At 61.2% G+C, this 21261-nt stretch carries 24 protein-coding genes; 4 read left to right on the top strand and 20 right to left on the bottom strand.

Annotation, left to right across the window (positions count from 1 at the left end; genetic code table 11):
• Window positions 1-35: 35 nt before the first annotated feature.
• Entirely contained in the window at window positions 36-1973 is a 1938-nt protein-coding gene (locus BLU25_RS06190) for a DNA topoisomerase III (protein ID WP_016781518.1), read from the top strand.
• 3 nt (window positions 1974-1976) lie between these two features.
• Here the strand turns inward: BLU25_RS06190 and BLU25_RS06195 are convergent, their stop codons facing one another.
• The 13 genes from BLU25_RS06195 to ccmA all read right to left on the bottom strand — a co-directional run bounded on the left by BLU25_RS06195 (window position 1977) and on the right by ccmA (window position 12502).
• A complete protein-coding gene (locus tag BLU25_RS06195) occupies window positions 1977-2819 on the bottom strand; it encodes a PhzF family phenazine biosynthesis protein (RefSeq protein ID WP_016781519.1) in 843 nt (280 codons plus the stop codon).
• A gap of 82 nt (window positions 2820-2901) precedes the next feature.
• Entirely contained in the window at window positions 2902-3033 is a 132-nt protein-coding gene (locus BLU25_RS23725) for a putative transporter small subunit (protein WP_016781520.1), read from the bottom strand.
• A complete protein-coding gene (locus tag BLU25_RS06200; protein WP_016781521.1) occupies window positions 3015-4679 on the bottom strand; it encodes a sodium:solute symporter family protein in 1665 nt (554 codons plus the stop codon). Before BLU25_RS06200 ends, BLU25_RS23725 begins: the two co-directional genes overlap by 19 nt.
• Before the next feature lie 337 nt (window positions 4680-5016).
• Window positions 5017-5412, bottom strand: coding sequence for a hypothetical protein (locus tag BLU25_RS06205; RefSeq protein ID WP_016781522.1), 396 nt, complete (start codon window positions 5410-5412; stop codon window positions 5017-5019).
• Window positions 5413-5541: 129 nt separating this feature from the next.
• Complete coding sequence (gene ccmI, locus BLU25_RS06210; protein ID WP_016781523.1) at window positions 5542-6744, bottom strand: c-type cytochrome biogenesis protein CcmI; 1203 nt, start codon at window positions 6742-6744, stop codon at window positions 5542-5544.
• Window positions 6737-7213, bottom strand: coding sequence for a cytochrome c-type biogenesis protein (locus BLU25_RS06215; protein ID WP_016781524.1), 477 nt, complete (start codon window positions 7211-7213; stop codon window positions 6737-6739). The genes ccmI and BLU25_RS06215 overlap by 8 nt, the downstream gene beginning before the upstream one ends.
• Window positions 7210-7746 (bottom strand): DsbE family thiol:disulfide interchange protein, encoded by a 537-nt coding sequence (locus tag BLU25_RS06220; protein ID WP_016781525.1) that lies wholly within the window; start codon window positions 7744-7746, stop codon window positions 7210-7212. Before BLU25_RS06220 ends, BLU25_RS06215 begins: the two co-directional genes overlap by 4 nt.
• Entirely contained in the window at window positions 7743-9728 is a 1986-nt protein-coding gene (locus BLU25_RS06225; protein ID WP_016781526.1) for a heme lyase CcmF/NrfE family subunit, read from the bottom strand. The genes BLU25_RS06220 and BLU25_RS06225 overlap by 4 nt, the downstream gene beginning before the upstream one ends.
• The gene (gene ccmE, locus BLU25_RS06230) at window positions 9728-10189 is read right to left on the bottom strand and encodes a cytochrome c maturation protein CcmE (protein WP_016781527.1); all 462 of its coding nucleotides are present in this window, start codon (window positions 10187-10189) and stop codon (window positions 9728-9730) included. The genes BLU25_RS06225 and ccmE overlap by 1 nt, the downstream gene beginning before the upstream one ends.
• Window positions 10186-10362, bottom strand: coding sequence for a heme exporter protein CcmD (gene ccmD / locus BLU25_RS06235; protein ID WP_016781528.1), 177 nt, complete (start codon window positions 10360-10362; stop codon window positions 10186-10188). The genes ccmE and ccmD overlap by 4 nt, the downstream gene beginning before the upstream one ends.
• Entirely contained in the window at window positions 10359-11117 is a 759-nt protein-coding gene (locus BLU25_RS06240) for a heme ABC transporter permease (RefSeq protein WP_169844141.1), read from the bottom strand. Before BLU25_RS06240 ends, ccmD begins: the two co-directional genes overlap by 4 nt.
• Before the next feature lie 84 nt (window positions 11118-11201).
• Window positions 11202-11870 (bottom strand): heme exporter protein CcmB, encoded by a 669-nt coding sequence (ccmB, locus tag BLU25_RS06245; RefSeq protein WP_016781529.1) that lies wholly within the window; start codon window positions 11868-11870, stop codon window positions 11202-11204.
• The gene (gene ccmA / locus BLU25_RS06250; RefSeq protein WP_029611492.1) at window positions 11867-12502 is read right to left on the bottom strand and encodes a cytochrome c biogenesis heme-transporting ATPase CcmA; all 636 of its coding nucleotides are present in this window, start codon (window positions 12500-12502) and stop codon (window positions 11867-11869) included. The genes ccmB and ccmA overlap by 4 nt, the downstream gene beginning before the upstream one ends.
• Before the next feature lie 191 nt (window positions 12503-12693).
• On the opposite strand from ccmA, the gene fliK reads away from it, so the two are divergent.
• Both fliK and BLU25_RS06260 read left to right on the top strand, forming a co-directional pair.
• Window positions 12694-14265, top strand: a complete 1572-nt coding sequence (gene fliK, locus BLU25_RS06255) for a flagellar hook-length control protein FliK (RefSeq protein ID WP_016781531.1) — start codon at window positions 12694-12696, stop codon at window positions 14263-14265.
• Entirely contained in the window at window positions 14262-14579 is a 318-nt protein-coding gene (locus BLU25_RS06260) for an EscU/YscU/HrcU family type III secretion system export apparatus switch protein (protein WP_016781532.1), read from the top strand. Before fliK ends, BLU25_RS06260 begins: the two co-directional genes overlap by 4 nt.
• Before the next feature lie 174 nt (window positions 14580-14753).
• Here BLU25_RS06260 and BLU25_RS06265 read toward each other — a convergent pair whose 3' ends face one another.
• Window positions 14754-16034 carry an amidase gene (locus BLU25_RS06265; protein WP_016781533.1) on the bottom strand — a complete coding sequence of 427 codons (1281 nt, stop codon included), beginning with the start codon at window positions 16032-16034 and terminating at the stop codon, window positions 14754-14756.
• Window positions 16035-16064: 30 nt separating this feature from the next.
• On the bottom strand, window positions 16065-16478 hold the full coding sequence (locus BLU25_RS06270; RefSeq protein WP_016781534.1) for a VOC family protein: 414 nt from the start codon (window positions 16476-16478) through the stop codon (window positions 16065-16067).
• 108 nt (window positions 16479-16586) lie between these two features.
• Between BLU25_RS06270 and BLU25_RS06275 the strand changes: the two genes are divergently transcribed.
• A complete protein-coding gene (locus BLU25_RS06275; RefSeq protein WP_083369561.1) occupies window positions 16587-17447 on the top strand; it encodes a LysR substrate-binding domain-containing protein in 861 nt (286 codons plus the stop codon).
• Window positions 17448-17778: 331 nt separating this feature from the next.
• Here the strand turns inward: BLU25_RS06275 and BLU25_RS06280 are convergent, their stop codons facing one another.
• From BLU25_RS06280 to motD, 5 genes are all read right to left on the bottom strand, one after another.
• Window positions 17779-18171, bottom strand: coding sequence for a DUF2802 domain-containing protein (locus BLU25_RS06280; protein WP_016781536.1), 393 nt, complete (start codon window positions 18169-18171; stop codon window positions 17779-17781).
• Window positions 18172-18651 carry a chemotaxis protein CheW gene (locus tag BLU25_RS06285; protein ID WP_016781537.1) on the bottom strand — a complete coding sequence of 160 codons (480 nt, stop codon included), beginning with the start codon at window positions 18649-18651 and terminating at the stop codon, window positions 18172-18174. It abuts the gene before it with no gap.
• An 81-nt stretch (window positions 18652-18732) separates the two neighbouring features.
• On the bottom strand, window positions 18733-19458 hold the full coding sequence (locus BLU25_RS06290; RefSeq protein ID WP_016781538.1) for a CheW domain-containing protein: 726 nt from the start codon (window positions 19456-19458) through the stop codon (window positions 18733-18735).
• A gap of 84 nt (window positions 19459-19542) precedes the next feature.
• Window positions 19543-20331, bottom strand: a complete 789-nt coding sequence (locus tag BLU25_RS06295; protein ID WP_016781539.1) for a ParA family protein — start codon at window positions 20329-20331, stop codon at window positions 19543-19545.
• A 39-nt stretch (window positions 20332-20370) separates the two neighbouring features.
• Complete coding sequence (gene motD, locus BLU25_RS06300) at window positions 20371-21261, bottom strand: flagellar motor protein MotD (protein ID WP_016781540.1); 891 nt, start codon at window positions 21259-21261, stop codon at window positions 20371-20373.

Raw genomic sequence — 21261 nt, forward strand, 5'->3', positions numbered from 1 at the left:
TGTGCATCTTCTGCGATGCGTGAATGAGTTGAGCGATGCGGCTGTTTCTGTGTGAAAAACCCTCCCAGGCCAAAGATATTGCCGCCGTGCTCGGTGCCAGCCGCCGCGGTGATGGCTGCTGGGTGGGCGCCAATGCCACCGTCACCTGGTGCATCGGCCACCTGCTGGAAACCGCCCCGCCCGATGCCTACGACGAACGCTACAAGCGTTGGGTCCTGGCTGACCTGCCGATCATTCCGGAAAAATGGAAGATGCGCGTCAAGCCCAAGACCGCCAGCCAGTTCAAGGCCGTCAAGCGCCTGCTCGGCGAAGCCAGCGAACTGGTGATCGCCACCGACGCCGACCGCGAAGGCGAGATGATTGCCCGCGAACTGGTCGAACACTGCCGCTACCGCGGGCCCATCCAGCGTCTGTGGCTGTCGGCCCTGGACGATGCATCGATCCGCAAGGCCCTGGCCGCGCTCAAGCCGGGTAACGAAACCTTCAACCTGTATCACTCGGCCCTGGGCCGCTCAAGGGCCGACTGGCTGATCGGCATGAACATGAGCCGGCTGTTTACCCTGCTCGGCCGTCAGTCGGGTTACCAGGGCGTTTTACCGGTAGGCCGGGTGCAAACCCCGACCCTGCGCCTGGTGGTGGACCGTGATCGCAGCATCAGCGACTTTGTGCCGGTGGCCTACTGGGCCATTGATGTGCAGCTCAAGCACGACGGGCAGTTGTTCACCGCGCAATGGCGAGCCGCCCCCGACACTTGCGACGACCAGGACCGCTGCCTCAACCAGGCCCACGCCCAACAGGCCGCAAGGGCAATGCAAAACGCCAGCAGCGCGCGGGTGATCAAGCTGCGCACCGAGCGCATGCGTGAAGTCGCGCCATTGCCGTTCGATCTGGGCACGCTGCAGGAGGTGTGTTCAAAAAAACTCGGTCTCGGTGCCCAGGAAACCCTCGACGTCGCCCAGGCCTTGTACGAAACCTACAAGGTCGTCACCTACCCGCGCAGTGATTGCGGCTACCTGCCCCAGAGCCAGCACAGTGAAGCACCGGCGATTCTGGCAGCCTTGCAGCAGGCGGACCCGTCACTGGCGCCATTGGCCAGCCATCTGGACCCGCAACGCCGTTCACGGGCCTGGAACGACGCTAAAGTCAGCGCCCACCACGGCATCATTCCTACAGCTGCGGCAAAGAATATTGAACGCCTGAGCGGTAAGCATCGCGCGGTATATACCCTGATTCGCGCACGTTACCTGGCGCAATTTCTGCCCAACCACGAATACGACCGTACCCAGGCCGATTTTGATTGTGCAGGGCAAAACCTGCGGGCGGTCGGCAAGCAGATCGTCGAACCCGGCTGGAAGCGCGCCCTGCCAGAGGCCCTGGCGCCGGCCAAAGGCCGCGAAGCCCCGGCACCGCAACCCCTGCCGTTATTGCACGAAGGTCTGGACTGCGCGATTGCGGCAGTCCACCTCAAGGACCTGTGGACCCAGCCACCCAAGCCCTTCACCGAAGGCGACCTGATCAAGGCAATGAAAAACGTTGCCAAACTGGTGCAGGATCCGCTGCTCAAGCAAAAACTCAAGGACACCACCGGCATCGGCACCGAAGCCACCCGCGCCGGAATCATCCAGGGCTTGCTTGACCGTGGCTACCTGAGCAAAAACGGCAAGGCCCTGGCCGCCACCGCGCCGGCCTTCAGCCTGATCGACGCGGTACCGCGCGCCATCGCCGACCCCGGCACCACCGCCATCTGGGAACAGGCCCTGGACATGGTGCAAAGTGGCGAAATGACCCTCGACATATTCGTCGCCAAACAGGCGGCCTGGATGAGCAAACATATCGAACGTTGCAGCGCCATGACCATGACCATCAGCGGCCCGGCCAGCCCGGCAGGTGTGGCGCCTGCCTGGAAAAAGAAACGCAAGGCCACGACGGGCAAGGCCAGGCCAAAGCGTGCGGTCAAAGCCAAAGGCGCTTGAGCCTCACAAATGCAGTTGCCCCGAAATACAGGTCACGGCCAAACCACCCACCCAGATATCTGCGCCAACCTGTTCGATAGACACCCGCCCTGCCCGGCCCATGGCGGTGCCCTGGCTGGCCACATAGCACGACGGGGCCAGGCCCTCGCCGATCAGCCACTGTGCCAGCCCGGCATTCAGGCTGCCGGTCACCGGGTCTTCGGGCATGCCCTCACCGGCAATAAAAGCGCGCACTTCAAACTGTGCCTCATCACCGTCCCGCTCCGTGCTCCAGGGAGCCACAACACCAATGGCCAAACCCGATAACTGCGCGTAGTCAGGCTGCAAGGCCAGTACCTGCTCGCGATCACGTAATAGCAACGCAACCCAGCCGGGGCCATTGTCGACCCAGCGGGCCTGCACGACAGTTTGCGGCTCGATGCCCAGGCCACGGCAGATGCGTTGCAACAGCTCATGCTCGACGCCACCCGAGCGCACCAACGGCGGTGCCGTAAAGGCAAGTTGCCCACCCTGTCTGCGAATGCGGATCAGGCCTGCCGCACACTCCTGCACAATCTCTTCGCCACGGGGTACGCCGCCCGCTTCCAGCCAGGCATGGCAACTGCCCAGCGTAGGGTGGCCGGCAAAAGGCAGCTCGTTGAGGGTAGTAAAAATTCGCAGGCGGTAATCGGCTTCAGGGCTTTGTGGTTTCAGTACAAAGGTGGTTTCACTCAGGTTGGTCCAGCGTGCGAAGTCGGCCATTTGCGCATCGCTCAGGCTGTCCGCATTCAACACCACGGCCACCGGGTTGCCCTTGAGGGCAATGCTGCTGAAAACATCAATTTGCTTGAATTCGAATGGGCGCATGACCGGCTCCTGATAATGATCAGCAAGCACCCTACACAATATGCGTAGCCGCTGGCGAGGCAGCGGCTACCACATCACACAATCAGACCAGGTCCGTACCCTCACGTTTGGCCTTGCGCATATCGCGCCACAGGCTGACGCACAGGGTCAGCATCACGGCCCCGGCGATGGCCGGCCAGATCAGGACATACAGCGTTAAAGCGAAACTGGACATGGGGTGTCTCCTTTTTCAGTGGCATCGACGTTGTGGTGGAAGGCCACGACTCGCTCGTTGATGCAGGCAAAATCAAAGGTTTCGTTGGCCAGCAAGCTCACCAGAACGCACACCACGGTACTAACACCGTAAGCGGTCAGTGAACTGAGCAACACCGGGTAATCGCGCAGAAAGCCAAACGCGAAAGGCGCCAGTAGCAAGAACGCCAATCCACCCATGACAAAGCCCACGCGCTTGCCAAAAAAGCCGAACGCCATCAGGCCAATCACCACCCCTCCACCGATCGAGGCACAGAGTTCAAAGAACAGCGCTACCGCGCCTTGCATCTGCAGCAGTTCGAAGCGGGCAACCAGAAACATCACAAACCCGGCAATCGCCGCACTGGTAAAGGCAGCATTGGTAATCCGCTGCCAATACAGGCTGGCAATCACGGGAAAGACAATCGCGCCCCACAGCGCACCGACAAAAATCAGCATGGTCAGGATGTCGAGTTTCATGCTGGCAAAGATCATCGCCAGCATGGTTGCCAGCACCATGGTCAGGCGCCCGACAAACAACATGGTTTTGGGATTCGGTTTGCCCTTGGCAATGTTTTTGCCATAGACATCGGTCATCACCAGCGCCGACAAGGCGGACAGGTCGGAATCCGCCGTGGACGACAGCGAACCGATTACCATGATGAAAAACAGCCCCACCGCAAACGGCGGCAAGTAGGTCGAGGCCATTTGCGGGATCAGGTTGTTGAGGTCGCCATCCTGCGGCTCGATACCCGCCAGCAAGGCCAGAAAACCCAACATCCCCAGCCCGATCACAATCGAGGCATAACCGATGGTGGCGGTGACGAATGTCGACTTCATCAAGTCTTCACGCACGGCAAACAGCCGCTGGGCGATAGTCTGGTTACCAATGGCGTAGGCCAGCACGGCCACGAAGTAAGGTGCGCCCTGCTCCAGAATCGCGGTTTTCGAATAGAAGCTGGCTTGCTCGGGGGTGATCCTCGGCATGCCCTGGGCGAAGATTTCAGGGCCACCCAACTGGAAGAAAATAATCGGAATAATCACCACTGCGGCGAAGATCATGGCGAATAGCTGGCCGAAATCAGTAAGCACCGATGAGCGAAATCCCGACCAGATGGTGTAAGTCAGAATCCCGACACCGGCGATAAGCACACCATGGGTAAAGCTCAGCGGCGAAAGTACCGCGACCAGTGCCCCAGCGGCGGTGAAATTGACCATCAGGCTGATCAGACTGCCGACGATATTCGACCCTGCCAGAATCATCTGGCTGGAGCGCCCGTGCCGTGCGTGCATGATCTCCGCCAGGGTGTGGGCCTTGGGCGCCAGTTGCCGGAAACGCCGGCCAAAGGGGTAGATAAACAGAATCATCAGCGCGCCCCAGAAGCCGTAATGCAACGCCCCCGAGAGACCGAACTTGTAGCCCGCACTGGCGGCGGCATAAAACGAGGCGGCCCAGATCCAGGTCGCCGTCATGCTGGCGGCCGACATGCCAAAGCCGATGGAGTTATTGGAGACCATATAGCCGTCGACGTTTTCGTCCTTGCGCCCAACGCGCAACGACACCAGAAAAGTCAGGCCATAAAAACACAACAGAAGCAGCAACACGGTGAAGGTGGAAAGTTGAAACATTCCTTTCTCCTTTTTATACGCGCACAGTCGTTTCAGACGCAACGAAAGGCCGGAATCGGCAAGCGCAACAACCCGGGTTTCCTGACAGGCAGGCGATAGCGGACAGCAGTCCGTGGGTTGTCAGAGTGATGGCTGGCAAGTGACGGAACGCAAGGGGCGTTCCAGGTCAAAAGGCAAAGCGTGCGCTAGCACGTTAAGCCGGTGCTTGCAGCAATGGCCGGCAGGTGCCGGGAGATAAGTCCGGTATCAGTGGCACAAAGCCCTGACACGAACGGATCAGAAGTATACAGATTTGAGCGGCAAACAAAAACGGCGACCCGAAGGTCGCCGCTTGGCTTTACTTGAACTGCCGGCTCAACCCCGGCGGTACGCCGCTGATGTCCGTTTCTTCCCACGGCCCGTTGGGGCTCACGGCGCGGCTCCAGCCGTTGTCCCAGCGGTAGTAGGCGCGCTGGCGGTAGAAGACGTTGGTCTGGTTATCCAGCACATACACGCCCAGGCGCGCATCCCAGTGGCTAGGCCCGCCGGGAGGTGGCGCGAAGGTGGCCGAGGTGCGCGGCAGCGGTTTCGGCGCCTTGGGTATCGGCATGTCGGGCAGCGGCTTGCCCGAAGGTTGCGGCGATGGCTGCGGCATCGGCGTTGAAGGCGCAGGCGGCTCGTAAGGCTGATGAACCGCACAGGCACTCAGGCCCAAAGCCAATGCAAGCAAGGTGATACGGGCAAATACGGCCATGGCGGCTTCTCTTGTGAGTCAGCTAAGACCCCTGTGGGAGCGGGCTTGCTCGCGATTCAATCAACGCGGGCTTTGAGCAAGACCGCGTCGCCTGTATCGCGAGCAAGCCCGCTCGCACATTCAGGGCGTTTATTTATCCGGACTGTCGATGGTCAGCTGTTGCAGCTCCTGGGTGCTGCTGGACAGCGGCTGGCTGCGCCCTACCCACTCGCCTGCTGTCGGCTGGCCAGCACGGGAGATGCGTGCCATTAATTGGACTTCAGGAAAGTTGGACAGTTTCAATTGCGGCATCATTGCGTCGACATCACCCAGTTCAACGGTGATCGGCAAATCCGCCACGGTCACGCGCTTTACTGCCAAAGGTGCCGGCGGGCCGGATACGGCACGGGCAAAGATAAACACGCTGTCACCCGGCAAGGCACTGGCCTTGACCGCATCGGCCAGATCCACGCTGACCTTGATCGAGGCCATCGCCTTGGCCACCGGCGCAGTTTCAACCTTGCCGCCGCTGGCCTGCAGTTGCTCACGGGCCTTGGCAATACCGCCTTCCAGCGCCGCGCGGGAGGCGTCGCCTTCAGGCAGTTCGGTCATCAGCCGTTGCCAATAGCCAATGGCTTGTTCGAAGCGCTGGTCCTCAAAGGCGGCGATGCCCAGCAGGCCCAGGCTGGTGACTTCCTTCGGGTCGGCCTTCAGGGCTTCATCGGTCAGCGCCTGGATCTTGTCGCTCCACTTTTTATCGTCGGCAAAGTACTGCGCCTGTGCCCACTGGCCCAGCAACTCGGGCTGACGACCGGCCAGGTTAGCCGCGCGCTCGAACACCCTGGCCGCCTCCGCCGGGCGGTTTTGCGCCATATAGGCACGGCCCAGGAAGTACAGGCCTTCGGCAGAATCCGGTTGCGCTGCAGCGGCACGCTCAAGGCGCGCGACCATTTCTTCAAGGGATTGTGGCGGCTGGGAGAATTCGCGGGTCAGTTCGACCTTGTCGCTGGAGCCAAAATGCAGGTACAGGCTCAAGCCCAGTACCGGCACCAGCACTGCCGCCAACAACGGAATGGCCTTGCCCAGGCTGGACACCCGCCCCGGTGCCACGCCTTCGGTGTCCGCGAGCAATTCACGCGCCGCTTCGGCGCGGCCGGTTTCGAACTGTTCGGCGGTCAACACGCCCTCTTCACGCTGGGCTTGCAACTCGGCCACCCGCTCTTGATACAAGGCAACGTTCAAAGCGGTACGGTCTTCTTCGCGCTGGGCACGGCGCCCGCGCAAAACCGGGATCAATAGAAAGCTGAGGGCTATCAGTAGCAGCAAGCCTGCTGCGAGCCAGAAATCAATCATCTTGGGTTTTATCCAGCAAAGTGTCGAGGCGCTTGCGCTCCTCGGCAGAAAGTGTGTCCGAACCTGCAACCTGCCCTGTACGACGACGCCGCCCGACGATAACGCCAATCACCACCAGGCCACCCACCAGCAGGGCCAGCGGGCCAAACCAGAGCACGGCGGTCTTGCTGGTCAGGGCCGGTTTATAGAGCACGAAATCGCCGTAGCGGGCGACCATGAAATCGAGGATCTGCTGGTTGTCCTTGCCCTCGCCGAGCATGCGATAGATCTCGCGGCGCAGGTCAGTGGCAATCGGAGCGTTGGAGTCGGCGATGTCCTGGTTCTGACACTTGGGGCAACGCAATTCCTTGGTCAGCTCGCGAAAACGGTCGCGCTCGGCGTCGTTGGCAAACTCATAGGTGTCGATGGCGGCATGGGCAACCCCGGTCAGGGTCAAACCGAACACTACGGCGGCTAGCCAGCGCTTCATGGTTTGGCCTCGTCAACCAGTGCCTGATATTTACCCGCAAGCTGCTCGCGCCACACGGTCTCGTCGATCACGCCGACAAACTTGTGGCGGATGATGCCCTTGCTGTCGATCAGGAATGTCTCAGGAGCGCCGTACACGCCGAGGTTCAGGCCCAGGGAGCCGTCTGCGTCATTGATGTCCAACTGATAAGGGTTGTGGAAATCCTTGAGCCACTTCTTCGCATCTTCGTTGACGTCCTTGTAGTTGACGCCGTAGATCAACACGCCCTGATCGGCCAGTTTGGTCAGCACCGGGTGCTCGACCCGACACGAAATGCACCAGGTGGCCCACACGTTGACCAGCGCAGGCTTGCCTTTGAGGTCAGCCTCGGTGAGGGTTTTGTCCCCCTCCACCGAAGGCAGGCTGAAGGCCGGGAACGGTTTGTCGATCATCGCCGACGGCAGCTCGGTGGGGTCCAGATACAAACCGCGGTAGAGAAACCACGCCATACCGAGAAAAATGGCCAGCGGGACCAGCATCAACCAACGTCTCATGCCGTGGCTCCTGTCATGCCCAGTGCTTCACGCACGCGGCTTTTAACCTTGACCCGGTAGCGACGGTCCATCGCTGCCAGCAGTCCACCAAAACCTGTGAGCAGGCCGCCGAACCAGATCCAGCGCACAAAGGGTTTCACATGCACCCGCACGGCCCAGGCGCCATTGTCCAGGGGCTCGCCCAGCGCAACATAGAGGTCACGGGTGAAACCGGCGTCGATGCCGGCTTCGGTCATCATCGAATTCTGCACCGTGTACAGGCGTTTTTCCGGGTGCAGTACGCTGACTTCCTTGCCGTTGCGGATCACCCGCACCGTGCCTTTGTCCGACGTAAAGTTCGGACCCTGGAAGTGCTTGGCACCTTCAAAAATAAAGTGATAACCGCCCAGTTCCATCGACTCGCCCGGTGCCAGGCGCAAGTCGCGCTCGGCACTGTGCTGGCTCGACAACACCACCCCCAGGGCACACACGGCGATACCCAGGTGGGCAATCTGCATGCCCCAGTAGCTGCGGGTCAGGCTGCGCACGCCTTTGATCAGGCCCTTGTGACGGGTTTTGTCACCGATGTCGCGCACCCCGGCCAGCAGCACCCAGGCCGCCAGCATAAAGGTGGTCAATACCGCCCAGTTGAAGTCGCCATAGGCCACCCCGGCAATGGCCGACAGCGCGGCGCTGCCCAGCAGTACGGGGGTGAGCATGCCCAGCAGCCATTTGACCGGCGTGTCTTTCCAGCGCACCAGCACGCCGATGGCCATTACCACCATCAGCAACGCCATCAGCGGGATAAACAGCGCGTTGAAGTACGGCGGGCCCACCGACATCTTGGCGCCACTGATGGCATCCAGAATCAGTGGGTACAGGGTGCCGAGCAGAATCATCGACGCGGCCACCACCAGGATCAGGTTGTTGCCCAGCAGCAGGGTCTCACGTGACCACAGCTTGAAGCTGACATGGCTTTTGACCACGGGCGCACGCAGGGCAAACAGGGTCAGCGAACCGCCCACCACAAACAGCAGGAAGATCAGGATAAATACGCCGCGCTCAGGGTCGGACGCGAACGCATGCACCGAGGTCAACACGCCGGAACGCACCAGGAATGTACCCAGCAGGCTCAGGGAAAACGCGGCAATCGCCAGCAGAACGGTCCAGCTTTTGAACACACCGCGTTTTTCGGTCACGGCCAGCGAGTGAATCAGCGCCGTGCCTACCAGCCACGGCATGAACGAGGCATTCTCCACCGGGTCCCAGAACCACCAGCCGCCCCAGCCAAGCTCGTAATAGGCCCACCACGAACCGAGGGTGATGCCGATACCGAGGAAGGCCCATGCCACGATGGTCCACGGCCGCGACCAGCGTGCCCAGGCAGCGTCCAGCCGCCCGCCCAGCAAGGCGGCGATGGCGAAGGCAAAGGCCACGGAGAAACCGACATAACCCATGTACAGCATCGGCGGGTGAACAATCAGGCCGATATCCTGCAACAGCGGATTAAGGTCGTTGCCATCCGAAGGAATCTGCGGCAGCACACGTACGAAAGGATCAGAAGTCAGGATCAGGAACAGCAGGAAGCCGACACTGATCATGCCCATGATTGCAAGCACCCGCGCCAGCATCACTTGCGGCAACTGCCGCGAGAAGATCGACACGGCGAAGGTCCAGCCACCAAGGATCATCGCCCACAACAGCAGTGAACCTTCGTGGGCACCCCATACCGCGCTGAACTTGAAGTACCACGGCAGTGCGCTGTTTGAGTTGCTGGCTACGTACGCCACCGAAAAGTCATCGGCCATAAAGGCGTAGGTCAGGCAGCCAAAGGAGAACAACAAGAAGGCAAATTGCCCCCAGGCGGCGGGTTGCGCCAGGCTCATCCACAACTTGTCACCGCGCCAGGCGCCCATCAGAGGCACGATGGCCTGCACGATAGCAAAACACAGGGCCAGAATCATGGCCAGATGGCCCAATTCCGGGATATAGAGTCCAGACATCAGTACTTACCCTCACTTGCAGGCACAGGCGCGGATTGGCCACTTTCGTTCAGCGCCTTGGTCACTTCGGGCGGCATGTATTTCTCGTCGTGCTTGGCCAGCACCTCGTCAGCCACCACCACGCCCTGGGCATTGAGCTTGCCCAGCGCGACGATGCCCTGCCCTTCGCGGAACAGGTCGGGGAGGATGCCGCGATACTGGATGGTCACGGACTTGTTGAAGTCGGTGACCACAAATTGCACGTCCAGCGAGTCACCCGAACGCTTGAGCGAACCGTCCTCGACCATGCCACCGGCACGAATGCGGGTATCCAATGGCGCTTCACCATTGGCGATCTGGGTCGGGGTGTAAAACAGGTTGATGTTCTGCTGCAAGGCGCTCAGGGCCAGGGCGACGGCAGCGCCCACCCCTACCAGAATCGCCAGGATGATGATCAAGCGTTTTTTGCGCAGCGGATTCACTTCGAATTCTCCCGGCGCAAACGGCGCGCCTCTTGTTGCAGATAACGCCGGCGCGCCATGATTGGCAGTGCCACGTTCAACCCCAGCACCGCCAGGCAAATGCCATAGGCCGACCAGACATACACCCCGTGATGGCCCATGGCGAGAAAGTCGCCAAAAGAAGCAAAACTCATCGCGCACCCTCCAGGGCTTTCAACACCTCAGCCTTGACCCAGCTGCTGCGGGCCTCGCGCTTGAGCACTTCGAGGCGCATGCGCAGCAGCAGCACCGCGCCAAAGAAGCAATAAAAGCCCAGCACCGTGAGCAACAGCGGCATCCACATTTCCACGGGCATGGCCGGTTTTTCGGTGAGGGTAAAGGTCGCACCCTGATGCAGGGTGTTCCACCACTCCACCGAGTACTTGATGATCGGAATATTGATCACGCCCACAATCGCCAGCACCGCGCAGGCCTTGGCCGCGCTGTCGCGATTGGTGATGGCGTTGCCCAGGGCAATCAGGCCGAAGTACAGAAACAGCAGAATCAGCATCGAGGTCAGGCGCGCATCCCAGACCCACCACGAGCCCCAGGTCGGCTTGCCCCACACCGCACCGGTGACCAGCGCCACGGCAGTCATCCAGGCGCCAATGGGGGCGGCGGATTGCAGGGCCACGTCGGCGATTTTCATCTTCCACACCAGCCCCACCACACCGCACACCGCCAGCATCACGTAGCAGGATTGCGCCAGCATGGCCGCAGGAACATGGATATAGATAATGCGGAAGCTGTTGCCCTGCTGGTAGTCCGGCGGTGCAAAGGCCAGGCCCCAGACCACCCCGCAGGTGATCAGCAACACGGCGGCAATGCTTAACCACGGCAACAGCCGCCCACTGATGGCATAGAACCATTTGGGCGAGCCGAGTTTGTGAAACCAAGTCCAGTTCATCACGCTGCTTCCATCACGGTGCCGGTCACGACAGGTGTGCTGTCATGCCAGCCAGGGTCTTTACTGGCCCACGCAGGCCAGACCTCATTATTCGCCGACGCTGATTTTCAGGCCGGCAGCTATTGCAAAAGGTGTCAGGGTTACAGCCAGGGCGGTCAGGCTACCAAGCCACAGCAAATAACCGGTTGCAGGCATGCCTTGCAAAGCCGCCTGCAGGGCGCCGCTGCCAAGGATCAATACCGGGATATATAAAGGCAGAATCAGCAGCGCCAGCAGCAAGCCGCCGCGCTTGAGGCCCACGGTCAGGGCAGCGCCCACGGCACCGAGCAGGCTCAACACCGGCGTGCCCAGCAGCAAAGACATCAGCAACACCGGCAGGCACGCCACCGGCAGCCCGAGCATCAAGGCCAGCAGGGGTGACAGGATAACCAGCGCCAGGCCGGAAAACGCCCAGTGTGCCAGTACTTTGGCCAGCACCAGTAGAGGCAGGGGGTGCGACGAAAGGACCCACTGCTCAAGCGATCCGTCCTCGAAATCACTGCGAAAAAGCCCGTCCAGCGAGAGCAAAACCGCTAAAAGGGCCGCGACCCACAGCAGGCCTGGAGACAAGGTTTGCAACAATTTAGTCTCCGGGCCGACGGCCAGCGGAAACATTGCAATCACGATGGCGAAGAACACCAACGGGTTGGCCAATTCGGCCGGGCGGCGAAACAGCAAACGCGCTTCGCGCGCTACCAACACAGCAAACACACTCATACAGCCCACTGCCCCAGGTCGATATTGCGGTAACCGGCCGGCATACGGATCAAGGTATGGTGCGTGGTGAGCACCACCATGCCGCCGTTTTCGCAATGCCGGGCCAGGTGCTCTTCAAGTTGCGCCACACCTTGCTTGTCGAGCGCGGTAAACGGCTCGTCGAGAATCCACAACGGCGGGCTGTCCAGATACAGGCGGGCCAGCGCCACACGGCGCTGCTGCCCTGCTGACAAGGTGTGGCACGGCACGTCTTCAAAGCCCTGCAAGCCAACCGCGGCCAGTGCAGCCCAGATGGCCTCGCGGGTTGCCGGGCGATGCAGGGCACACAGCCAGCTGAGGTTTTCTTCGGCGCTAAGCAAATCCTTGATCCCCGCCGCATGGCCGATCCACAGCAAGTTGCTGGTCAGTTCATGACGCTGGGCGCTCAAGGCCATACCGTTAAGCCGCACTTCGCCAGCCGTTGGCTGCATCAGGCCCGCCAACAAGCGCAGCAGGCTGGTTTTGCCGCTGCCGTTGGGGCCGCTGATTTGCAGCATGTCGCCGCTGGCCAGACGAAGTTCGAGGTGTTCGAACAGCATGCGCCAGTCACGCTCACAAGCGAGCGCTACGGCTTCTAAAAGAGGGCTGGTCACGTAATTGAGGCCTTCACGGTTCAAGTCGGCGCAGGCATGGCCGTTAAAGTGATGCAGGATAAATGCATTTGCGGCCTGATTCAGAGAGCTGGATCAAACAATTGTTATGTTTTTATGCGCTCTGAACGACGGGGCCGCATTATACATGCCATGTCCTACGCTAAAGAGGGCAATTTCGACAGGTTGTTACGATGAAAGGCGACATGAATATTCCACCCATCCCACAACCCGCCCCCAGCAGTGTGCGTCAGGGGCTTGTGGGCGGTGAAGTGCTCAAGCTGCTGCAACCTGCCGAGAGCCTGATAAGACCCGGCCAGAGCGCCCAGGCCGAGGTGCTGGCGCTCAAGCAGAACGACCTGACCTTCCAGCTTTTGCTCAAGTTGACCCTGGCCGGTGGCCGCGAAGCCAACGTGCAGGCCAGCAGCAATTTCCCCCTGCCGCTGGGCACCCAACTGGCCGTGACCCAACCTTCGGCGGGCAACCTGGCGATCAGCCTGCAACAGGCACTGAGCAGCAGCGTCGCCACCCTGACCCGCCTCGACACCCAACAACTGCCCGTGGGCACCCTGCTGCAAGGCAAGGTCCTGACCACCCAGGCACTGGCGCAACCTGCCGGGCAAGCGGCGGTTTACCGTTCGCTGGTGACCCTGCTCAACAGCCCGCTGAGTGGCAGCACCCTGACCCTGGACAGCCCGCAGCCCTTGCGGATCGGCAGTTTGCTCAGTGCACGGGTGGACGGCCCGCAGAGCCTCAACTTTGTGCCACTGAGCGGGCGTCAGGAGCAACTGGCAGTAGCGCAACAACTGGCAACACAACAGCGCCGGCAAGGCTCGCTGGAGGGCCTGCTCAACGCCCTGCAAAAACTGCCGGCCAGTACCGACATGCCTGCCGAACTGCGCACCTCCATCGACAAACTACTGGCCGGTTTGCCTGCACCCGCGCAATTGAGCAACGCCAAGGGCCTGGGCGATGCCCTGCTCAACAGCGGCGCCTTTCTGGAAGCGCGGTTGCTGAACGGGCAAACCCAGGCACTGGCCCCGGACATGAAAGCCACCTTGCTGCGCCTGATTGCGCAGATCCTGCCCGGCCTGCCAGCCAGCACCAGCTTCAACCCCGCTATGGCTGCCAGCACCCAGGCCCAGGCGCTGCCGACTTTTGTGCGCAACGCCCTGGGCATGCTTGGCCAGGTCAGCGCCAAACCGCAGCCCGGCGGCTTCCCGCTGCCCCAGCGGTTGTTGCAAAGCGGCGAAGGTGAAGACAGCCTGGAAAACCTGCTGAAACTGGCGGCAGCGGCCGTGTCACGCCTGCAAAGCCATCAGCTATCCAGCCTGGAACAGAGCGGGCGCACCGCCGATGGCGGGGTACTGACCACCTGGCAACTGGAAATCCCCATGCGCAATGCCCACGACATCGTGCCGTTGCAGGTCAAGTTCCAGCGTGAAGACCCGCCGGAAAAACAAGCGCAAGACAAACCCGAGTCCCGGGAAATCAAGGATCAACTGTGGCGCGTGGAGCTGGCCTTCGACCTTGCCCCGCTGGGCCCGCTGCATGTGCAGGCGCAGCTGCTGCGCGGCAACCTGTCGGGCCAGTTGTGGGCCGAGCAGGCGTACACTGCAAGCCTGATCGAAAGCCAGTTGGGCGCCTTGCGCCAGCGCCTGAGTGATGCCGGATTGAGCGTAACCGATCTGGATTGCCATCAAGGTACCCCGCCACAAAGTGGCCATACCCGTCTGGAACAACGCTGGGTGGATGAAACCGCATGAATACACCTGCCGAACCACGCCAGGCGATTGCCCTCAAATACGACGGCAAGCAGGCCCCTACCCTCACCGCCAAGGGTGATGATGAACTGGCCGAAGCCATCCTGGCCCTGGCCCGCGAATACGAAGTGCCAATTTACGAAAATGCCGAGCTGGTCAAATTACTGGCGCGCATGGAATTGGGCGACAGCATCCCGCAAGAGCTGTACCGCACACTGGCAGAGATTATTGCCTTTGCCTGGCAGCTTAAAGGCAAGTTCCCGCAGGGTTTTGACCCACAGGCCGAGCCGGAGGAACGGGACATCACCCCCCGTTAAACACTCTGTTGCCCTCGTAGCCGCTGACGAGCGGAGCGAGGCTGCGTTCGGCGTGATGCGGCACCCCGACGCAGCCGTCGCAAAGTCAGACACTTCGGTGTGTCAGATAAATTGAGTACTCAGGTTTCACGACGGCTACGCCGCCGGACGCAGCCTCGCTGCGCTCGTCAGCGGCTACAGGCCGGAAATGACCATGTCCACCTGCTGCGCAGCCTCAAGCAGCGCACTGTCCTGGCGATACCCGCCGATCAATTGCAAGCCCACCGGCAGTTCGCCCGGCTGTCGGGGCAGCGGCAGGTTGATCTGGGGCAGGCCGAATGCCATCCAGAACTTGCAGAAGTCTGATGGCCCTGTGCTCTCCAGCCCCAGCGGCGCAACCATGCCGCAGGTGGCACCCAGCATCGCGTCGAAGGGTTCAAAATGCGCTTTCAGTATCGGTGCCAACGCCGCCAGCCGGCTCCTGGCCGCCGTTTCCTGATCCCAGGTTGTAGCCCGCGCCCGCTCAATCATGGCCAGCACTTGCGGGCTCATTTGCTCGGGGTTCGATTGCCACTCCTTGCTCAGTGAGCGGGCACCCTCGCAGTCATTGATCAACTGATGATCATCAAAAACACTGGCGAACTCGTCCTCCAGTACCACCTCGGTCACGTTGTGGCCTGCGGTTTTCAAATGTTCGATCGCTGCCAGCAAGGCCTGAGCCACCGGCGGATCGATCTGATCCCAACGCGACGTGCGGCAAAACCCGAATGATCTGGCACCACTATCCCTGTTCGTTTGCACCAGGCCGGGCACCAGTACACGGGCGAGCAGCGCCAGGTCGCGAACCGACCGGCCATACCAGCCCAACGTGTCGAAGCTCGGCGCCAGCGGCTTGACCCCCTCCAGGGAAACCAGCCCATGGGACGGCTTGAACGCATACAACCCGCAATATGAAGCTGGCTTGAGCAACGAACCCGCCGTTTGCGTACCCAGTGCCAGCGCAAACAAGCCTGCCGCCATACCCGCCGCAGAACCGGCACTGGAGCTGCCCGGCGTCCTGCGCAGATCATGGGGATTACGCGTCGGCCCGGTCTTCATGTAGGCAAATTCGGTGGTATGGGTTTTACCCATGATCACCGCCCCGGCCTGACGCAGCAGGGCAACCACATGGGCATCCCGCGAGGGCCAGTTATTGGCGTAGATCGGCGAATAAAAGGCCGTGGGGTGGTCCCAGGTATCGATGATGTCCTTGATGCCCACCGGTACACCGGCCAGCACGCCGTTGAGCCGCGGGCTGCTCAGGCCCTGTGCCTGCTTGCGCACGCACTGGGGGTCGTGGGCAGCGAAGGCCTGGATGGCGGCTTCCCGGGCATCGATTTGCGTCAGGAAGTGCTCGGCCACCACCCCGGGGCTCAGCCGCGCCGTGCGTACCTGTTCGGCAATCGAGTGGGCATCTGCTTGGTCAAGAAAAATCATGGCTGTGGTTTTCCTCCAGTCACGCTTGCATTACACGGCATACACGGATGCCCAATCGGCAAAGCCCTTGATTTCGATGGGATTGCCCGAGGGGTCGAGGAAAAACATCGTCGCCTGCTCCCCCGCCGTCCCGGCAAAACGCAGGGTCGGCGCCAATACAAACTGCACGTCATGGCTGAGCAGGCGTTCCTTGAGGGCGTGCCAGTCAGGCAGGGCCAGTACCACGCCGAAATGCGGCATGGGCACCCAGTGCTCGCCGACTTTGCCGCTATGGCTGACAGCAAAGGGCTCGCCCAGGTGCAACGACAATTGATGACCGAAAAAGTCGATATCCACCCAGCTTTCCGTGCTGCGCCCCTCCGTGCAGCCCAGCACGTCGCAGTAAAAGCGTCGCGCCGAGCCCAGGTCATGAACGTGATAGGCGAAATGAAAAAGTGATTGCACAGTGACCTCCTGAAACCGGAACAGGCCAGATGGCCCTTGTGCAAATGATGCATCGCCGGCTTCAATGGAGCTAACCTGTTATTTTATCCGTGAACGAAAGAAATTCTTATGGATACCCGCTACCTCAAAAGTCTGATTGCCGTGGTGGATTGCGGCTCGATCGCCAAGGCGGCACGCCTGGAGAACCTTACGGCTGCCGCAATCAGCCAGCGTATTGTGGCGCTCGAACGGCAACTGGGCATGGCGCTTCTGGTGCGCGTCGGGCATGAAGCCAAACCCAGCCTGGCCTGTATGGACTTGCTGCCCAGGGCACGCGCCATTGTTAATGAAGTGGCCCTGCTGGCGGGTGATGCCGACAGCCAGGGCCTGACCGGGCCCTTGCGCATCGGCGCTATTTCAACCGTGCTCACAGGGCTTCTGCCCCAGGCCTTGCGCGCCTTGACCCGATCAACCCCGCAATTGAAACCGGTGATAGTGCCCGGCACGTCGCGCGCGCTGTATCAGGCGCTCGAAACTGGTGAGCTGGATGCCGCCATCGTGGTTGCCCCGCCGTTTGCCCTGAGCAAGGCCTTCGATGCGGTGTTGCTGCGCGAGGAAGCCTTGGTGTTTATCGCCCGTGAGCACGCGGCCCAGAGTATCGACAGCCGCCTGCAAAACAGCCCGTATATTCAATACGACCCCGACGCCTGGGGTGGTCGCCATGCCCTGCAATACCTGCAGGATCACCACCTGTCACCCGCTGCCCTGCTGGACCTGGATGCCCTGGAAACCATTGCGTTGCTGACGGCCGAGGGGCTGGGGGTGAGCCTGGTGCCTTGCTGGTCGGGGATCGAGCGCTGGACCGGCAGTTGTGTCGTGGAGCCGGTGGGTGATGAGCGTTATGACCGCAGGATTGTGCTGCTCAGCCATGCCCAGGGGCCACGGCGGCGAATGGTTGGGGCGTTGCAACAGGCGCTGCTGGAGTTGTAGCCGCTGACGAGCGCAGCGAGGCTGCGATCGGGCGCGAAGCGGCCGTAAACCTGAATGCCGAGTGCAACTGATACACCGCAGATGTCTTGCTTTGCGACGGCTACGCGTCAGCAATTGTGCCGCTCAGCCATGCCCAGGGGCCACGGCGGCGAATGGTCGGGGCGTTGCAACAGACACTGCTGCAGTTGTAGCCGCTGACGAGCGTAGCGAGGCTGCGATCGGGCGCGAAGCGCGCCGTAAACCTGAATGCCGAATGCAACTGATACACCGCAGGTGTCTTGTTTTGCGACGGCTACGCGTCAGCAGCACCATGAGTACAAGATTGTGCCGTTCAGCCCTTGTACATCTTGCTCATCAGCTCGGCTTCAGCCTGGGTCAGGCCGCAAGCCTGGGTCAGTTCGTCGACACTGGCACCCATGCTCACCAGCCGCGCCGCCTGGTTGAACGACAGGCTGGTAGGGTCGCGCTGTTCCAGCTGGGTCAGTTTCTCGGGCAGCGGTGCGACAACGGCACGCAGTTCGTGCAGGGCTTCGCCCATTTGCACATTACCGTTCTGGTAGGTGTCCAGGCGCCGCGTCAGTTCCCGCAGGCGCCGGTCACGCTGTTCATCGCCCGCCGCCTGTTGCGCCGCCAGCACGCGCTGGCGCCGCACATGGCTGATAAACAGCCACAGGGTCACGGCCCACAGCAGGCCCAGGACGATTACCGCCGCCTCAAGGATCAATCAGATGTTCTCCAGATCCGACCATTCTTCCTCGGTCATCATTTTGTCCAGCTCGACCAGAATCAGCAGCTCGCCGTTCTTGTTGCACACGCCCTGGATAAACTTGGCCGATTCGTCATTGCCTACGTTAGGCGCCGTCTCGATCTCGGACTGACGCAGATACACCACCTCTGCCACGCTATCAACCAGAATCCCGACCACTTGCTTGTCAGCTTCGATGATGACGATGCGTGAGTTATCGGTGATTTCGGCGTTGTACAGACCAAAACGCTGACGGGTATCGATAACCGTTACCACGTTGCCGCGCAGATTGATGATGCCCAACACGTAGGAAGGCGCACCCGGTACCGGTGCGATTTCGGTGTAACGCAGCACTTCCTGCACCTGCATCACGTTGATGCCGTAGGTCTCGTTGTCCAGCTTGAAGGTAACCCATTGCAGGATCGGATCTTCAGAACCCTGTGCCGCTGACTGTTTCATACCCCAAACCCCTGACTGAAATACTGCTCGATTCTGATAACTGGCGCCTCGCCCTAACAGGTGAGCCGACCACAATTATTGTTATGACTTGCCCTTGGCAATCAATGCCGCCAGTTGCTCCACGTCCAGCAACGCGCACATGTGTTCTATCACGGTGCCCGCCAGCCACGGGCGTTGCCCGCGCTGGGAGCGCCACTTGATCTCGTTGGGGTGCAGGCGCAACGAACGGCTGACCTGATGCACCGCCAACCCCCATTCGTAGCCCTGCACCGAAATAACGTATTGCAGGCCTTCGCGAAAGTCCTCGCGATAGCGCTCTGGCATCACCCAGCGTGCGGTGTCCAGGACATTGAGCTTGCCGCTCTGGCTAGGCAGGATCCCCAAAAACCAGTCCGGTTGACCGAACAGCGGGGTCAGTTCACGCCCGGCCAGGGAATAAATCGAACCCAGGCACACCAGCGGCACCGCCAGCGTCAAGCCGGCCACGTCGAACAACAGGCATTCGAAGGGTTCGCCAGCCCACGCCGGGCGGCCGTCATCGGGGATTGGCAAATGCGCACCGGGTGCGCTGGGCCGATGCACCTCGACCAGCGGATGGGCCAACGCCTCGGCCGGCACCCCCACTTGCTCCAGCTCGACCGGCATTGCCAGCGGTGCCTCGTCGATGACTTCAAGCGCTGGCTCGGCCAGCGGCTCCACCGGCACGGGTCCGGCCGCCTCAGCCTGGGTAGCATCGAACAGCAAATCGTCGAGATACGACTGCAAGGCCACTTGCGAACGGTTGGAAAGTGCTACTGGCTGCGTCATAAAGTGCCCCACTCAACAGCCTCGTGACAGAGACCTGTAGTCGTTATCGGCCAGACCCGGCCGATACTTGAATAGCCGCCCACCTCACGCCACCTGCGGTGCAAGCTGGCGGGTCAGGACGTGCTTGAGCAATGCACGGTAGGCGATCACCCCACGGGTTTTGTCATCGAACTGCGAAGGCGTCTGCCCTGCCCGGCTGGCATCGCGCAAACGGGTATCGACCGGGATAAAGCCCTGCCACAGGGTGTCGGGATACACATCACGCAACACCCGCAAGGTGCTCATCGACGCCTGGGTACGCCGGTCGAACAACGTCGGCACGATGCAGAACGGCAGCTCCTGGGGGCGCGAGCGGTTGATCATGCGCAGAGTATGCACCATGCGCTCCAGGCCCTTGAGCGCCAGATGCTCGGTCTGCACCGGGATAATCAACTGCTGGCTGGCCGCCAGCGCATTGACCATCAGCACCCCCAGAATCGGCGGACTGTCGATGATCGCGTAGTCATAGTCCTGCCACAGTTGCGCCAGACTGCGGGCAATCACCAGGCCCAGGCCGCTTTGCCCCGGAGCCTGACGCTCCAGGGTTGCCAGTGCCGTGGTGGCCGGCAGCAAGGCGATTTTTTCGTGGCTGGTGGGCAGCAGCAGTTGCGCCGCCAGGCCTTCGGGCACCTGGCCCTGATGCAGAAACAGGTCGTAGACGCTGTGCTCCAGGCCATCGGGGTCATAACCGAAGTAGCTGGTCATGGAACCGTGCGGGTCGAGATCGACAATCACCACACGTTTGCCCGCCTCTGCCAGCAAACCGGCCAGGGCGATGGATGTGGTGGTCTTGCCGACCCCACCTTTTTGATTGGCTACTGCCCAGACTCTCATTCAGTTGTTCCTCCCGGCTGCATGCGTGCCGGCCGAGATTTATAGGGGTGGTGACGGAGAATTGACGGCATTCCCGCGAACCAGTGGCTGTGTCTGTGGCGGTGCAGTTTGTGTGCCAGCCCGCTTGAGGGCGGCATCCGGTGTTGCATGGGCGGTACCCGTGCCGGTCAGGCTGCGGCGCACTTCAAGGTTGCGCGACACCACCAGCACGACCCGGCGATTGAGCGCGCGCCCCTCTGGCGTGGCGTTGTTGGCCACCGGCTGGAATTCGCCGTAGCCCACCGACGCCATGCGCCCGGGGTTGACGCCCTGCATCGCAAGCATGCGCACGATGCTCGCCGAACGCGCCGATGACAGCTCCCAGTTGGTCGGGTACTGCGCAGTACGGATCGGCAGGTCGTCAGTAAAACCTTCGACATGGATCGGGTTTTCAAACGGTTTAAGGACTGCGGCCACTTTGTCGATAATCTCGAAGGCCGCATTGCTGGGCATCGCATCGCCGCTGCCGAACAGCAGGCTGGAGTTGAGCTCGATCTCGACCCACAGCTCATTGCCGCGCACCGTCAATTGTTTGGACGCGATCAGATCGCCAAAAGCGTTGGTGATGTCATTGGCGATGGTCTTGAGCGGGTCATCGGGCCTCTGGCCCAAACCGGCGTCGGTATTTTCGCTGTCTTTGATCAGCGGCTCGGCGGGCTGGGTGGTCAGCGGGCGCTCTTCACCGATGGGCACCGGCGTGATGCTGCGCTCGGCATCATTGAAAACCCCGACCAGGGCCTGGGAAATCACCCGGTACTTTCCTTCATTGATCGAGGAGATCGAGTACATGACCACGAAAAAGGCAAACAGCAAGGTGATGAAGTCCGCGTAGGACACCAGCCAACGTTCGTGATTGACGTGTTCATCCGTGTGGCGGCGGCGCCGGCTCAT

The organism is Pseudomonas fragi (assembly GCF_900105835.1).
Taxonomy (GTDB): Bacteria; Pseudomonadota; Gammaproteobacteria; order Pseudomonadales; family Pseudomonadaceae; genus Aquipseudomonas; species Aquipseudomonas fragi.